This is a genomic window from Streptomyces chrestomyceticus JCM 4735 (assembly GCF_003865135.1).
Taxonomy (GTDB): Bacteria; Actinomycetota; Actinomycetes; order Streptomycetales; family Streptomycetaceae; genus Streptomyces; species Streptomyces chrestomyceticus.
In genome coordinates this window covers 8,356,742-8,373,604 of record NZ_BHZC01000001.1, presented here as the reverse complement: position 1 = coordinate 8,373,604, position 16,863 = coordinate 8,356,742, and the positions used below count along the sequence as shown (strand labels likewise).

The window sequence follows — 16,863 nt, the reverse complement described above, 5'->3', positions numbered from 1 at the left end:
ATCACCATCGCCGTTCGCGGCACCGTCAGCACCGTCGTTCCGGGCGTCGTCCGGGGTGTCATTCCGTCTCGCCGCCCAGGGCGAGACGGATCAGGCTGTCGGCGTCCAGTTCGTCGATGTCCTCGCCCTGTTCGCCCTCTTCGGCGAGCAGGGCGTCGTCCTGGACGCCGGCGAGCCGCAGCAGCGCCTCCATCAGCCCGGCCTCCCGGAACCTGGACAGCGGTACGGTCGCGAGTGCCGTCCGGAGTTTCTCCTCCGCAGCGTCCGGCTCGCCATGTTCAACAATCTGAGGCAGCAGCTTTTCCTGCAGGAAAGCGGCCAGTTCGAGGGTGTTGGGGTAGTCGAAGACCAGGGTGGCGGGCAGCCGCAGCCCGGTCGCGGTGCTCAGCCGGTTACGCAGTTCGACGGCGGTGAGGGAGTCGAAGCCCAGGTCGGTGAAGGCCCGGCCCGCCTCGACGGCCTCGGCCGAGGCGTGCCCCAGGACAGCCGCCGCTTGCGAACGGACCAGGTCGGTCAACAACCGGGTCCGCTCCTGGCCGGACAGCCCGGACAACCGCTGATGCAGCGAATCCGCACCCGCGTCACCGGCCCCAGCAGCGCTGCGCCGCCCGCTACCGGCCGAGACCAAGGCCCGGAACAGCGGCGGGACCTCCGTGCTGCCGGCGCTCTGCGCCCGCATCCCGGCAAGGTCGAGCTTGGCCGGCATCAGCAGCGCCTCGTCCCGGGCCAGCGCCAGGTCCAGCAACGCCAGGCCCTCGTCGGCGCTGAGCGCCATGACGCCACCGCGGCTGATGCGAGCCCGTTCGGACTCGCTGAGCTGCCCGGTCAGCGCGCTGGCGTCGGCCCACATGCCCCAGGCCAGCGAGGTGGCAGGCAGTCCGGCCGCCCGCCGCTTCGCGGCCAGTGCGTCCAGGAAGGCGTTGGCCGCCACGTAGTTGCCCTGGCCGGGGCTGGAGAAGGTGGCTGCCGCGGAGGAGAACAGGACGAAGTGGTCCAGGTCCAGTCCCTGGGTCAGCTCGTGGAGGTTCCAGGCACCGTCCGCCTTCGGCCGCAGCACCCCCGCCACCCGCTGCGCGGTCAGCGAACCGACCGTACCGTCGTCCAGGACACCCGCGGTGTGCACCACGGTCCGCAACGGATACCCGGCCGGAACCGCCGCCACTACAGCGGCCAGCTCCGGGCGGTTGGCGGCGTCACACGCAACCACCGTTACCGAAGCACCTGCCTGCGCCAACCGCGCAGCCAGCGCCGCGACACCAGCCGCACCAGGCCCGGAACGGCTGGTCAGCACCACATGCTGCGCCCGCCCCGACACCACCAGATGCCCGGCCACCAAGCTACCCAGCGTGCCCGTACCACCCGTGATCAACGCCGACCCGACGCCGGACGGGCCGGTCGGCCGGGTCTCGGCGAGGTCCGACGGCAGGGTCAGGACGATCTTGCCGGTGTGCCGAGCCTGCTGCATGAACCGGAACGCGTCCCGCGCCTGCCGGACGCCCCAGGCCCGTAGCGGGAGCCGTTGCAGTTCGCCTGCGGACAGCAGCGCGACGACCCGCTCCAGGATCGTGCCCAGTGCTGCCGGCCCCGCCTCACTGAGTTCGAACGGGCGGTAGATGACGCCGGGTTGTTCTGCGGCCACCGCTTGCGCGTCGCGGACGTCGGTACGGCCCATCTCCACGAACGCCCCACCTCGCGGCAGCAACCGCAGCGAAGCATCGGTCAGCTCACCCGCCAGGGAATTGACCACGATGTCCACACCGGCACCATCCGTGGCGGCCAGGAAGTCCGCCTCGAATGCGGCATTACGGGAGGACGAGACGTGCTCCGCATCCAGACCCATCGCCGCCAGCACCGGCCACTTGCCCGGACTCGCGGTCGCAAAGACCTCCAGCCCCAGGTAACGGGCGATCTGCACCGCCGCCATCCCGACACCACCGGTAGCGGCATGCACCAGCACCCGCTGCCCAGGCTTCGCCCCGGCCAACTCCACCAGCGCGTACCAGGCAGTCATGAACGCGCTGGGGACGGAGGCGGCTTCGGCGTAGGACCAGCCGTCCGGTATGCGCACCAATTGCCGGGCGTCGGTGACAACCACCGGGCCGAAGCCGCCTTCGCCGAGCCCCATCACCCGGTCGCCCGGGGCGAAATGGTCCACCTCAGGTCCGGCTTCGAGCACCGTTCCGGCGATCTCACTGCCCAGCACACCACCGCCCGGATACATGCCCAGCGCGATCAGTACGTCGCGGAAGTTCAGGCCGGTCGCCCGGACCGCCACCCGCACCTGTCCGGCCGCGAGGGGCTGGTCCGCCTCCGACGCCGGCAGCAGCGACAGCCCCTCCAGCGAACCGCCCGCGTCCGGCTCCAACCGCCACCGGCCCTCCGGAACCGACAGCTCCCCAGAGGGACGCACCAGCCGTCGCGCATGCACCGCGCCGTTCCGGAGTGCCAGCTCGGGCTCCCCGGTGGCAACGGCAAGGGGGAGAACCTCAGTCTCATCGGCGGTGTCGGTGACCGGCAGGTCGACGAGGAGCAGCCGGTCAGGGTTCTCCGACTGGGCCGAGCGCACCAAGCCCGCCAGGGCTGCTGCCGGCAGATCGGCCACACCCTCACCCGCCGAGACCGCCACCGCACCACGCGTCAGAACCACCAGACGGCTCTCCGCCAGCCGCTCCTCACCCAGCCACTCCTGCACCAGAACCAGGGTCTCGCCAGTCACCCGGGCCGCAGCCCGCGCCGGGTCTTCCCCGTTCCGGCCTTCGCCACCGGCACAGACCAGGACGAAAGCGGGATCGATCTCCCGGCCCGCTGCGGCAGCGGCCAGCTCCTCCAGTCCGGGGAAACAGCGCACCGGTGTCCCGGCAGCCGTCAGTTTCCCGGCGACATCGAAGCGGTCAGCGCCGATCAGCGCCCACTCCCCGGAGGCCGCCTCGGCCGTGGTGACCGCTGCCCATTCCACGCCGAACAGCGCATCGGCCATTCCGGTGTCGGCGGTGCGGAGCTGGCCGGTGTCCACCGGGCGAGTGATCAGCGAGGCCACGGAAATGACCGGCTGACCGGCCGCGTCGGCAGCCGTCACCGTCAACGTGCCCTGCGCATCACGACGCAACCGGGCCCGCAGCATCGACGCGCCACTGGCGTGCAGCTCCACACCCGTCCAGGCAAACGGCAACCGAATCTCGCCCGGCTCACCCTCACCCTCAGCCTCAAGCAAGGCACTGGCATGCAGTACGGCATCCAGCAACGCCGGATGCAGGCCGAAGGCAGCAGCGTCCTCCGCCACCTCCTCCGGCAGCGCCACCTCAGCGAAGACCTCCTCGCCCCGCCGCCACACCGCCCGCAGCCCCTGGAACGCCGGACCGTAACCGTACGAGTTCGCGCCCGCTGCCTGATAGAAGCCAGATACGTCCACCGTCGTGGCGTCACGGGGCGGCCACACCACGAAGTCACCCTCGGCCGCAGCCGCCGGACCGGCAGGGGCCAGCACACCGCTCGCATGCTGCGTCCACCCCTGCGACTGACCAGCCACATCAGACCGGGAGAAGACCTCGACGCTGCGCCGACCCTCCGCATCCGACCCCGCCAGCACCACCTGGATCTGCACCGCAGCGCCGTCCTCGGGGAATGCAAGCGGCGCCTGAAGCGTCAGCTCCTCCAGCACACCACAGCCGACCTGATCCCCCGCGCACACGGCCAGCTCCACGAAGCCGGTACCCGGCAGCAGCACCACACCGCCGACGGCGTGATCGGCCAGCCACGGATGCGTACGCACCGACAACCGACCCGTACACACCAGACCCGCGCCACCCGCCAGCTCAACCGCCGCACCCAACAGCGGATGACCCACCGCACCCAACCCCAGCGACACCGGATCACCACCGAAAGCCGCAGCAGCCACCTTCGGCCAGAACCGCTCATGCTGGAAGGCGTACGTCGGCAGCTCCACCCGACGTCCGGCCGGCAACACCGCCTGCCAGTCCAGCTCGGCTCCGTTGACGAACGCCTCGGCCAACGAAAGCAGCAGGCGCTCGGCACCGCCGTCATCGCGCCGCAGGGTTCCACACACCGCGGCGGGCTCCGCCCCCGGGCCTGCCTCCTGGGCGACCTCTTCCAGGGTGTCGTTCATAGCGCCCATCAGCACCGGATGCGGCGTCACCTCAACGAACACCTGATGCCCACGACCGGCCAGCACCCGCACGGCACGGTCGTAATGCACCGTGGCGCGCAGGCTCCGGTACCAGTAGCCGGCGTCCAGCTCCTCGCCGGTCAGCGTCTCGCCAGTCATCGCGGAGACCATCGGGACGCGGCCCCGGCGCGGGGAGATCCCGGCCAGGACAGAGGTGATCTCCTCCTCCAACCGGTCCACCTGAGCGGAGTGCGAGGCATAGTCGACCGCAACCATGCGGGCCCGGGCACCCTCCGCCTCGAACTCCACCTTCAGCTCTTCAAGGGCCTCCGGCTCACCGGACACCACCGTCGCCGACGGCCCATTGACCGCCGCCAGAGACACCCGCTCCCCGAACCGAACCAGACGCTCCTCGACCTCAGCCGCCGGACGGCTGACCGACAACATCCCGCCCGCACCCGCCAGCACCTTCAGCGCACGCGACCGCAGTGCCACCACACGGGCACCGTCCTGAAGCGACAGCATCCCGGCGACTGTTGCAGCAGCGATCTCACCCTGCGAGTGGCCGACTACGGCCTCCGGGGCGACGCCAGCCGCCTCCCAGACAGCGGCCAGCGACACCATTACCGCCCACAGCGCGGGCTGGACGACATCCGCCGCCTCCAGCGCCGGAGCACCCTCCGCACCCGCCAGAACATCGCTGAGCGACCAGTCCACGTACGGCGCCAATGCCGCCGCACACTCCGCCAACCGTCCCGCGAACACCGGCGAAACCCCCGCCAGCTCCCGCCCCATCCCAACCCACTGCGAACCCTGCCCAGCAAAAGCAAACACCGGCCGAACGTTGGAGCGGGCAACTCCGGACACCACCGACCCAGCCGGAACACCCGACGCCAGGCTCTCCACGCCATCGAGCAGCTCGCCACGGCCCGTACCCACCACGACAGCCCGGTGCTCGAAGACCGAGCGGCCGGCAGCCAGCGACCAGGCCACATCGGCCGGTTCCAGCTCCGGGAGGGCCGTCAGCCAGTCCCGCAGCCGGTCCGCCTGCGCGGTCAGGCCCGCAGCCGAGCGGCCGGACACCAGCCAGGCCGGTGCCACACCGGGAACGAGCACCGTGCCCCCGGTCCCGGGCCCCTCCCCGGAGGTTCCGGCGGGGCTGTCACCGTCCTGTGTGACAGCAGGTGCCGGAGCCTCTTCCAGGATGACGTGCGCGTTGGTGCCGCTGAGGCCGAAGGAGGAGACGCCGGCCCGCCGCACCCGGTCCCCGCTGGGCCACGGCACCGGCTCCGTCAGCACCTCCACCTCGCCTGCGGTCCAGTCCACGTGTGAGGACAGTTCGTCGACGTGCAGGGTGCGCGGTAGTTGCTCGTGCTGGAGTGCCAGCACCATCTTGATGACACCGGCGACACCGGCGGCAGCCTGCGTGTGACCGATGTTGGACTTCACCGACCCCAGCCGCAACGGCCGGCCCTCCGGTCGGTCCTGACCATAAGTGGCCAGCAGCGCCTGGGCCTCGATCGGGTCACCCAGCTTAGTACCAGTACCATGCGCCTCCACCACGTCCACGTCTCCGGGCGCCAGACGGGAGTTGGCCAGTGCAGCCCGGATCACCCGCTGCTGCGACGGCCCGTTGGGCGCGGTCAGACCGTTCGACGTACCGTCCTGGTTGGTGGCACTGCCCCGCAGCACCGCCAACACCGGATGGCCGTTGCGCTGCGCGTCCGTAAGCCGTTCGATGACGAGGACACCGGCGCCCTCGGCCATGCCCATGCCGTCGGCCTGGTCGGAGAACGCCTTGCAGCGGCCGTCCTTGGCGAGGCCGCTCTGCTCGCTGAAGCCGATGAAGCCTTCGGGCGTCACCATCAGGGTGACGCCGCCGGCCAGTGCCATCGAGCACTCTCCGGAACGCAGGGCCTGGGCCGCCATGTGCAGGGCCACCAGCGAGGACGAGCAGGCGGTGTCCACCGTCACGGCCGGGCCTTCCAGGCCGAGGGCGTAGGACACCCGGCCGGAGAGCACACTGGTCGCGGTGCCGGTGATGAGGTGGGCCGCGCCCTCGAAGTCGGCGCCGTAGCCGTAGCCGGACGCGTAGCCGCCGATGAACAGGCCGGTCGCGGTGGAGCGCAGGGAGGTCGGGGCGATGCCGCTGCGTTCCAGTGCCTCCCAGGACGTCTCCAGCAGCAGGCGCTGCTGCGGGTCCATGGCGAGGGCCTCGCGCGGGCTGATGCCGAAGAAGTCGGCGTCGAAGCCGCCGATGTCCTCGATGAAGCCGCCGTGCCGGACGTACGAGGGGCCGTCCAGCGCCTCCAGGTCCCAGCCACGGTCGTCGGGGAACCCGGAGATGCCGTCGCCTCCGGAGGTGAGCAACTGCCACAGGTCGTCGGGGCCGGCCACCCCTCCCGCGTAGCGGCAGGCCATGCCGACGATCGCGATGGGTTCGTCCGCCGCGATGGTGGCCGGCAGCGCGGCCGGTGCCGCGGGTGTCTGCGGCCCGACGCCCAGGAGTTCGGTCTCCAGGTAGCCGGTGAGCGCGGCCGGGGTGGGATGGTCGAACAGCAGGGTCGCGGGGAGCCTGAGTCCCGTTGCGGCGCTGAGGTCGTTACGGAGTTCGACGGAGGTCAGCGAGTCGAAGCCGAGGTCGCTGAAGGCGCTCCGGTCCTCGACCGCGTCGGGCGAGGTGTGGCCGAGCACCCGGGCGGCCCCGGCCCGTACCAGGTCGTTCAGTACCCGGCGCTGTTCGGGGCGGCCCAGTCCGGCCAGTCGTTCCGCCAGGGCCGGCTCGGACGGTGCCTGCGGGGTCTCGGCCAGCAGCGCGGCCAGCCGGTGGACCTCGGGCAGGTCCCGCATCACGGCGGCCTGCAGCAGACCGGCCGAGGACTGCGGCTGGGCGAGGATCGCCGACCAGTCGATGTTCATCACCGTCAGTACGGTGTCGCCGCCGTCCAGCGCCTCGCCCAGGGCCCGTACCGCCAGGTCCGGGTCCATCACCTCTTCCCACTGGTTGCGGGCCAGCCGCTGCCGTGCCGCTGCGGAACCCTGCGCCACGCCGACCGCCCACGGGCCCCAGGCCACGGCGAGTGCGGGCAGGCCGCGACTGCGTCGGTGCTGGGCCAGGGCGTCCAAGTAGGCGTTGGCCGCGCCGTAGTTGGCCTGTCCAGGGGCTCCGGTGGTGGCGACCACGGAGGAGAACAGGACGAAAGCATCCAGGTCCAGGTCGGCGGTCAGCTCGTCCAGATGGGCGGCGCCGGCGGCCTTGGCCGCCAGCGCGGTCTCCAGCCGGGCCGGCGAGAGGGCGTCGACCACACCGTCGTCCAGTACCGCCGCGGTGTGTACGACGGTGGTGAGCCGGGGGCCTTCGGTGCCGATGCGGTTGATCACCGCGGCCAGTTGGGGACGGTCGGCCGTGTCGCAGGCCAGTACGTCCACCTGGGTGCCGCGCGCGGCCAGTGCGACGGCCTGCGCCGCGGCTCCGGCGGCTGCGGGGCCGGAGCGGCTGGTCAGCACCAGCCGCTCGGTGCCGCGTGCGGCCAGCCAGGCGGCCACGTGGCCGCCGAGTGCGCCGGTACCGCCGGTGATCAGCGCGGTTCCCGTCGCTGCCTGCGGGGTCGCGGTCGTCGGGGGCTGCGGGGCGTGGGCGAGTCTGCGGCCCAGCGCCCCGGACGGCCGGAGGGCGACCTGGTTCTCCACGGAGCCGGCCAGTGCGGTCGCCAGTTGCCCGCCGGTACGTTCGTCGAAGACGGCGGGCAGGTCGACCAGCCCGCCCCAGCGATCGGGGTGCTCCAACCCGGCGATCCGGCCGAAGCCCCAGATCTGCGCCTGGAGCGGGCTGGTCAGCGCCTCATCGGGGCCGGTGGCGACGGCGCCGCGGGTAGCCACCCACAGCGGCGCCGCGATGCCGGTGTCGCCGAGCGCCTGCACCAGTGCGAGGGTGGCGGCCAGGCCCGCCGTCACCACCGGGTGGTCCGGCAGCGGCGTCTCGTCCAGCGCCAGCAGCGAGAGCACGCCGGATGCCGGCTCGGCGTCCTGCTGTGTCCGGTCGAGCAGGGCGGCGATCGCGTCCCGCTGAACGGTGCCTGCCGGCACCTGGACCGGCACAGTCGCGGCGCCACGGGCAGTGAGCGCCGTACGGCACTGCCGGGCCGCCTCGCCGTCGGCCTCCTGGGCCGGTACGAGCAGCAGCCAGCGGCCGGTCAGGCGAGCCGGTGCCGGGTCGGCCACCGGTGCCCAGGTGATGCGGTAGCGCCAGCTCTCGGTGGCCGAACGTTCCTGTTCGCGGCGTCGCCAGGACGCCAGCGCGGGCAGCAGGCCGTCGAGTTGGTGCTCGTTCTCGATGGCCAGTGCCTGGGCGAGCCCGGTTCGGTCGCCGTTTTCGACGGCGGCCCAGAACTGCGCCTCGGCGGTCGAGGATCTGTTGGCGGTGGCCGTGGCGGCGGCTGCGGGCTCCAGCCAGTAACGGCGGTGCTGGAAGGCGTAGGTGGGAAGATCCACCACCTCACCGGCCGGCAGAACCTTGCGCCAGTCCACCGGCAGACCGACCACGTGGGCGTGCGCGAAGGCGCGCAGCAGACCGGCCGCGCCCGCGTCGGTCTGCGACAAGGTGCCGATGCTCAGCACGGGGGTGGCGTTCGCGTCCGTGTCCTGGGCGGTTTCGGTCACCGCGGCGGTCAGCACCGGATGCGGCGAGACCTCGATGAACGCTCCGTACCCGGACTCCAGCAGGCTACGGACGGCGTCCTCGAAGCGCACCGTCTGCCGTAGGTTGGCGAACCAGTACGAGGCGTTGACTTCCTCACCGGCCAGCCGCTCCCCCGTAACGGTGGAAACCATCGGGATGCGGCCTGCCTGCGGGGCAATGCCCGACAGTTCGGCTTCGAGCTGGGCGGCAAGCGGCTCCACCGCTGGCGAATGCGCCACAAAATCCGTCGCCGGGATACGCCAGCGCAACACCTTACGCGATGCCAGCTCCCGCTCGAACCCAGCCAGCGCCTCCGCCTCACCAGAGACCACCACCGACGCCGGACCATTGACGGCGGCCACCGACAACCGGCCGTCGAAGTCCGCCACCAGCTCACGTACCGCACCGGCCGGCATCACCACCGACACCATCGCCCCCGCCACATCCAGCGACGACAGGGCACGGGAACGTACCGCCACCACACGGGCGGCATCGTCCAGCGACAGCATCCCGGCCACCGTCGCCGCAGCAATCTCACCCTGCGAGTGGCCCACCACCGCATCCGGCTCGATGCCAGCGGCCTCCCACACCGCAGCGAGGGAGACCATCACCGCCCACAGCGCAGGCTGAACAACCTCAGCCGCCTCCAGCGCAGGGGCATCCCCGGCACCCGTCAGCACCTCAGTCAGCGACCAGTCCACGTACGGCGCCAGGGCCGCCTCACACTCCGCCAGCCGCGCCGCAAACAACGGCGACGAAGCCAACAGCTCCCGGCCCATACCGACCCACTGCGCACCCTGCCCAGCGAACACAAACACCGTACGGCCCGTGGCCCGAGCAACACCCGACACCACACCCGGCGACACCTCACCGGCCGCCAGCCCCCGTACGCCATCCAACAACCCCGCCCGGTCGCCAGCCACGACCACACCACGGTGCTCCAACACCGCCCGCGCAGCCGCCAACGACCACGCCACATCAACCGGCCGCAACGCAGAACGCCCAGCCGCCCACTCCCCAACCGACCCGCCTGCGCAACAAGACCCTCCGCAGACCGACCCGACACCAACCACGCCGTAGGACCATCGTCAGCAAGCAGCGCAGGGGCGGTAGTCACCGGAGCGGGTATCCCGTCGGCGTCCACCTCCTCAGCCGGGGCCTCCTCCAGGATCACGTGCACATTGGTGCCACTCATACCGAACCCGGAGACACCCGCCCGGCGCACCCGCTCACCACCGGGCCACGGCACCGGCTCCGCCAGCAGCCTGACCTCACCCGCCGACCAGTCCACATGCGGCGTCGGCTCATCCACATGCAACGTACGCGGCAACCGCTCATGCTGCAGAGCCAGCACCGTCTTGATGACACCCGCAACACCCGCAGCAGCCTGCGTGTGACCGATGTTGGACTTCACCGACCCCAGCCACAACGGCCGGCCCTCCGGACGGTCCTGACCGTAGGTAGCCAGCAACGCCTGCGCCTCGATCGGATCACCAAGCTTGGTCGCCGAGCCGTGCGCCTCAACTACGTCCACATCACCAGGAGTGAGACGGGCGTTGGCCAGCGCGGCACGGATCACCCGCTGCTGCGCGGGACCATTGGGAGCGGTCAGGCCATTCGACGCACCATCCTGATTGACGGCACTGCCCCGTACGACAGCCAGGACCTTGTGCCCATGGCGCCGCGCGTCGGACAACCGCTCGACCACCAGCAGGCCCACCCCCTCGGCGAAGCCGGAGCCGTCCGCCGAGGCGGCGAAGGACCGGCAGCGGCCGTCCAGCGACACCCCGCCCGCAGTGGCGAAGGTGACGAACACGTCCGGGGTGGCGGTGACCGTGACGCCGCCCGCGAGAGCGAGCGAGCACTCCCCCGCGCGCAGGGCCTGGGCGGCCATGTGCAGCGCCACCAGCGACGAGGAGCACGCGGTGTCGACCGTCACCGCCGGGCCCTCCAGCCCGAAAACGTAGGAGAGCCGGCCGGAGAGCACGCTGGTCGCGTTGCCGGTCGCCAGGTGCGCCTCGGCGACGCCGGTGCCCTCCAGCGACGCGTCGTGGGCGTACCGGGAGGAGTAGCCGCCGATGAAGGCGCCGGTATGGCTGCCGCGCACCGATGCCGGGTCGATGCCCGCGCGCTCGAACGCTTCCCAGGAGGTCTCTAGGAGCAGCCGCTGCTGGGGGTCCATGGCCAGCGCCTCGCGCGGGCTGATCCCGAAGAAGCCGGCGTCGAAGGAGGCGGCGTCCGGTACGAATCCGCCGACCTGCTGGTAGGAGACGCCGGTGCGTTCCGCGTCCGGGTCCTGGAGCCGGTCCAGGTCCCAGCCGCGGTCCCGGGGGAACGGGCCGATCGCGTCCGTACCGGAGTCCAGCAACTGCCAGAGCTGTTCCGGGCCGGCCGCGCCGCCCGGGAAGCGGCAGGCCATGCCGACGATCGCGATGGGCTCGTCGGCGCCCACTGCCATCGTTGCGGTGGGAACGGCGGTGGCGGGCAGGTCCCCGGCCAGTTCGCCGCGGAGGAAGGTGGCGAGCGCGGCAGGGGTGGGGTGGTCGAACACCAGCGTGGCCGGCAGTCGCAGTCCGGTCTGCGCCTTCAGCCGGTTGCGCAGTTCCACCGCGGTCAGCGAGTCGAAGCCGACATCGGTGAAGGCCCGGCCGGCGTCGATCGCGTCCGGGGAGGCGTGCCCCAGCACGGCAGCGGCGTGCGCGAGCACCAGCTCCAGCAGGAGCCGGTCCCGCTCGGTGCCGCCGACCGAGGCCAGCCTGTGGCGCAGTGCCTCGCCGGCCTCCGTACCGGAGCCGGCGGCAGCCCCGGAGGCGGCGGTGCGCCGGGCGGATGTCCCCGCCAGCGCCCGCCACAGCGGCGGCACCTCGCCGCCGGCCACCGTCTGTGCGCGCAGCGCCGCGGTGTCCGGTCTGGCGGGCATCAGCACGGCTTCGTCTCTGGTCAGCGCCGTGTCCAGGACGACCAGTCCCTCGTCGGCGGTCAGCGGTACGAAGCCCCGGTCGATACGGGCGAGGGAGGTGGCGTCCAGGTTGCGGCCGATGCCGGCCTCGTGAGCCCACGGGCCCAGTTGCAGCGACGTGCCTGTCAGGCCGGTGGCCCTGCGGTGCGCGGCCACGGCGTCCAGGAACGCGTTGGCCGCCACGTAGCTGGCCTGGCCGGCCGAGCCGAAGACGGCGGCGGCGGACGAGAACAGTACGAACCGGTCCAGTTGGAGTCCGGCCGTCAGCTCGTGCAGGTGCCAGGCCGCATCGGCCTTCGGCCGCAGCACCGCGGACAGCCGCTCCGGCGTCAGCGACATGATCACACCGTCGTCGACGATGCCCGCGGCGTGCACGACGGAGCCCAGCGGGTTCGCGGCCGGGATCTGCTCCAGCACGGCGGCCAGGGCGTCCCGGTCGGCTGCGTCGCAGGCGACGATGCGGACCCGTACGCCCAGTTGGGCCAGTTCGGCGGCCTGGGCGGCCACACCGGTGGCGGCCGGGCCGGAACGGCTGGTCAGTACCACGCAGCCGGCCCGGCCGGTGGCCGCCAGGTGCCGGGCCACCAGCCCGCCGAGGGTTCCGGTGCCGCCTGTGACCAGCAGCGAGCGGGCGGCCGGGTCGGCCCGGGTGTCGGACGGCCACTGGATCCGCGTCACCTCACCCGTGGGGCGGGCCAGACGCCTGCCGTACCGGATCTGGCCGCGGACCGCCACCTCCGGCTCCCCGCTGCCCAGCGCCGCGGGCAGCAGCGCCGCCTCGTGCGGAATGCCGTCGCGCGCGGGGAGGTCGGCCAGGAGGAACCGGTCCGGGTTCTCCGCCTGCGCCGACCGCAGCAGGCCGCGGACGACCGCCGCGGCCGGGTCGACCACGTCCTCGTCGGTGATCGCGTCCGCTCCCCGGGTGACGACCGTCAACTTGAGGTCTTCCATAGCGGGTTCGGCCAGCCACTGCTGTACGAAGCGGAGCGCGGCGGCACCGGCCCGGTGTGCCGCGCCCGGGAGGTGGCGCGCCGGGTCGGCCGGTTGTGGGGAGCTGGTCGGCGCCTCCTTGCCCGCCGACGTCACCTCGTCCGCCGGGGTCTCGGCGCTCTCGCCGAACACGTCCTCGTCGGACAGGGCATCGGCGCAGACCACAACGGTCCGCGGGGCACCGGTACCGGCCTGCGCCGCGGCGACCAGTTCGGGGAGGCTGAGGAAGGGGCGCAGTTGCACGCCTGCCGCTTCCAGCCCGTCGGCCAGTCCGTAACGGTCGGCGCCGAGCAGCGCCCACTCGTCGGCCGGTGCGTCGCCATCGGGCAGCTCGGCCCATGCCTGGACGAAGAGCGAGTCGGCCAACTCGTCTCGGGCAGCGCGCAGTTGCTCCGCCGACACCGGGCGCCGCACCAGCGATCCCACGGTGACCACCGGGGCTCCGGTGGCGTCGGCGGCCGCCAGCGAGAGTCCGCCCTGTGCGTCCTGGCGCAGCCGCACCCGCAGCACCGAGGCGCCGCCGGCGTGCAGTGCCACGTCGGTCCAGGCGAACGGCATGGTGACCTGCCCGGTCTCCTGCGCGGCGGCCGGCTGGGCCAGGAACGAGGCGTGCAGCGCCGCGTCCAGCAGCGCCGGGTGCAGGCCGAAGGCGCCTGCCTGCTGCGCGGCCTCCTCGGGCAGTGCCACCTCGGCGAAGACGTCCGCGCCGCGCCGCCAGGCCGCACGCAGCCCGTGGAAGGCGGGGCCGTAGACCTCCGCCAGCCGCACCGGGTAGACGTCCGAGACGTCGGCCGGCACCGCGTCCTGCGGGGGCCACACCGCGAAGTCCGGGTCGGCCGGTACGGGCGCGGCGGTGGGGCCGAGCGTGCCGCCGGCGTGCAGCGTCCACGGCTGCCGGTCGGCGGCGTCCTCGGGGCGGGAGAAGACCCGGACTCCGCGACGTCCCTCCGGGTCCGGTGCGGCCACCGCGACCTGGAGCTGTACCCCGCTGCCGTCGGCGGGCAGCACCAGCGGGGCGTGCAGCGTCAGTTCTTCCAGGAGCCCGCAGCCGACCTGGTCGCCGGCGCGTACCGCCAGCTCCACGAAGCCGGTGCCGGGCAACAGCACCACACCACCGACGGCATGGTCGGCCAGCCAGGTGTGGGTACGCAGCGAGAGCCGTCCCAGGCACACCACGCCGTCGCCCCCGGCCAGTTCGACGGCAGCGCCGAACAGTGGGTGGCCGACCGCGCCGAGGCCCAGCGCCAGTGCGTCGCCGCCATCCTGGCGCAGCCCCACCATCGGGCCCTTGGGCCAGTACCGGCGGTGCTGGAAGACGTAGGTGGGCAACTCGACCCGCTCACCGACGGGCAGCACCGACGCCCAGTCCACCGGAGCACCGTTGACGAACGCCTCGGCGAGCGAGGTGACCAGCCGTTCCGCACCGCCGTCGTCCCGGCGGAGCGTCCCGCACAGGGCAGCGGGCACGGCACCCGGACCCGCCTCCAGCGCGGCTTCCTCCAACGAGTCCGTCATCGCGCTCAACAGCACCGGATGCGGCGACACCTCGATGAAGACCCGCTGCCCCTGGCCGGCCAGGGAGCGCACCGCCCGTTCGAAATGTACGGTCGTGCGCAGGCTGCGGTACCAGTAGGCGGCGTCCAGCTCTTCGCCGGTCAGCGTCTCGCCAGTCATCGCGGAGACCATCGGGACCCGGCCCCGGCGCGGGGAGATTCCGGCCAGGACGGTGGTGATCTCCTCCTCCAGCCGGTCCACCTGAGCGGAGTGCGAGGCGTAGTCGACCGCGACCATGCGCGCCCTGGCCCCTTCCGCCTCGAACTCCGCCCTCAGCTCCTCCAGGGCCTCCGGCTCGCCCGAGACGACGGTGGCCGACGGGCCGTTGACCGCCGCCAGGGACAGCCTGTCGCCGAAGCGGACCAGGCGTTCCTCAACCTCCGCCGCCGGACGGCTGACGGACAGCATCCCGCCCGCGCCCGCCAGCACCTTCAGGGCACGCGACCGCAAGGCCACCACACGCGCGCCGTCCTCAAGCGAGAGCATCCCGGCGACCGTGGCCGCCGCGATCTCCCCCTGCGAATGGCCCACCACCGCATCCGGGGCGACACCCGCCGCCTCCCACACCGCAGCCAGCGACACCATCACCGCCCACAACGCGGGCTGGACCACATCCGCCGCCTCCAACGCAGGGGCGTTTCCGGTGCCCGCCAGGACATCGGTCAGCGACCAGTCAACGTACGGCTCCAACGCCGCAGCGCACTCCGCCAGTCGCGCCGCGAATACCGGTGAGGTACGCGCCAGCTCCTGTCCCATCCCCAGCCACTGCGACCCCTGACCAGGGAAGACGAACACCGGCCGGACGCCGGGGCGGGCCGTTCCGGACACCACCGCACCGTTCGGCGTTCCGGCGGCGAGGTTTTCCAGGCTCGTCAGCAGCGCGGCGCGGTCGTCACTGCCGACGATGACGGCACGGTGCTCGAAGGCTGTCCGCACGGTCGCCAGCGACCAGGCGACATCGGCCGGTCGCAGCTCCGGACGGGCCGTCAGCCAGTCGTGCAGCCGGTCCGCCTGCGCCGCCGGCGCTGCCGCCGACCGGCCCGAGACCTGCCAGGCCCGGACCGCACCGGCGCCTTCCCCGGACAGCACCCGGGCAGTCGGCCCGTCCGGTTCCGTCTCCGGTTCCTTGGGCTCCTCGGCGGCTTCGGCGTCCTGCGGTGCGGGGGCTTCCTCCAGGACGAGGTGGGCGTTGGTACCGCTCATCCCGAACGCCGAGACGGCAGCCCGCCGTACCCGGTCCCCGGTAGAGGGCCAGGGCACCGGTTCGGTGAGCAGCCGCACTTCGCCCGCCGACCAGTCCACGTGCGAGGACGGCACCTCGGCGTACAGAGTCTGCGGCAGTTGCTCGTGCTGGAGGGCCAGCACCATCTTGATGACACCCGCCACGCCCGCAGCGGCTTGGGTGTGACCGATGTTGGACTTCACCGACCCCAGCCACAACGGGTCGCCCTCGCCACGATCCCGGCCATAGGTGGCCAGCAGTGCCTGGGCCTCGATGGGGTCACCGAGTGTGGTGCCGGTGCCATGGGCCTCGACCACATCCACGTCCCCCGGCGCCAACCGCGCACTGGCCAGCGCCGCACGGATCACCCGCTGCTGCGAGGGGCCGTTGGGTGCAGTCAGACCGTTCGACGCACCGTCCTGGTTGACCGCACTGCCCCGCAACAGCGCCAGCACCTTGTGGCCATTGCGGCGAGCGTCCGACAGCCGCTCCACCACCACCATCCCGGCGCCCTCGGCCCAGCCCGTACCATCCGCATCCTCCGAGAACGCCCGGCACCGGCCATCCGCCGACAGCCCCTGCTGCCGGGAGAAGTCGATGAACGTACCCGGCGTCGCCATCACCGTCGCCCCACCGGCCAACGCCAGCGAACACTCACCCGACCGCACCGCCTGCGCCGCCAGATGAAGCGCCACCAACGACGACGAACACGCCGTGTCCACCGTCACAGCCGGGCCCTCCAGACCCAGCACATACGACACCCGACCAGACAGGACACTGGTCGCATTGCCGGTAAGCACGTGCCCCTCAGCGCCGGAGTCGTCCTGGCTCATCGATATGCCGAGCCCGTAGCCGGAGGTGAAGCCACCGGCAAACACACCGGTGGCGCTCTCCTTCAGCGACGTCGGGTCGATGCCGGCGCGCTCCAGCGCCTCCCAGGACGTCTCCAGCAGCAGCCGCTGCTGCGGGTCCATGGCGAGGGCTTCGCGCGGGCTGATCCCGAAGAATTCCGCGTCGAACTCGGCCGCTTCCCGCAGGAACGCGCCCTGGGCGACGTACGAGGTGCCTTCGCGCTCACCGTCCGGATCGTAAACACTTTCCAGGTCCCAGCCACGGTCGGTCGGGAAACCTTCCACGCCGTCGCCACCGGAAGCAAGGAACTCCCAGAACTCCTCCGGACTGCCCACTCCACCCGGGAACCGGCACGCCATCCCGACGATCGCCAGCGGCTCCTGCTCGGCGGCCTCCAGCCGGTGCAGACGCTTACGCGTCTCCTGGAGCTGAGCTGCGGTCTTCTTGAGGTAGTCGAAGAGTTTCTCTTGGTTGTCCACCAGGAT

General features: G+C 72.2%; 2 pseudogenes. Both read right to left on the bottom strand.

The features are described 5' to 3' along the window. Positions 1-58: 58 nt before the first annotated feature. A pseudogene (locus EJG53_RS43010) lies at positions 59-9,559 on the bottom strand (SDR family NAD(P)-dependent oxidoreductase); the annotation flags it as partial. Between the two features lie 314 nt (positions 9,560-9,873). Then, positions 9,874-16,857: pseudogene (locus EJG53_RS44305) on the bottom strand (type I polyketide synthase); the annotation flags it as partial. Positions 16,858-16,863: the final 6 nt, after the last annotated feature.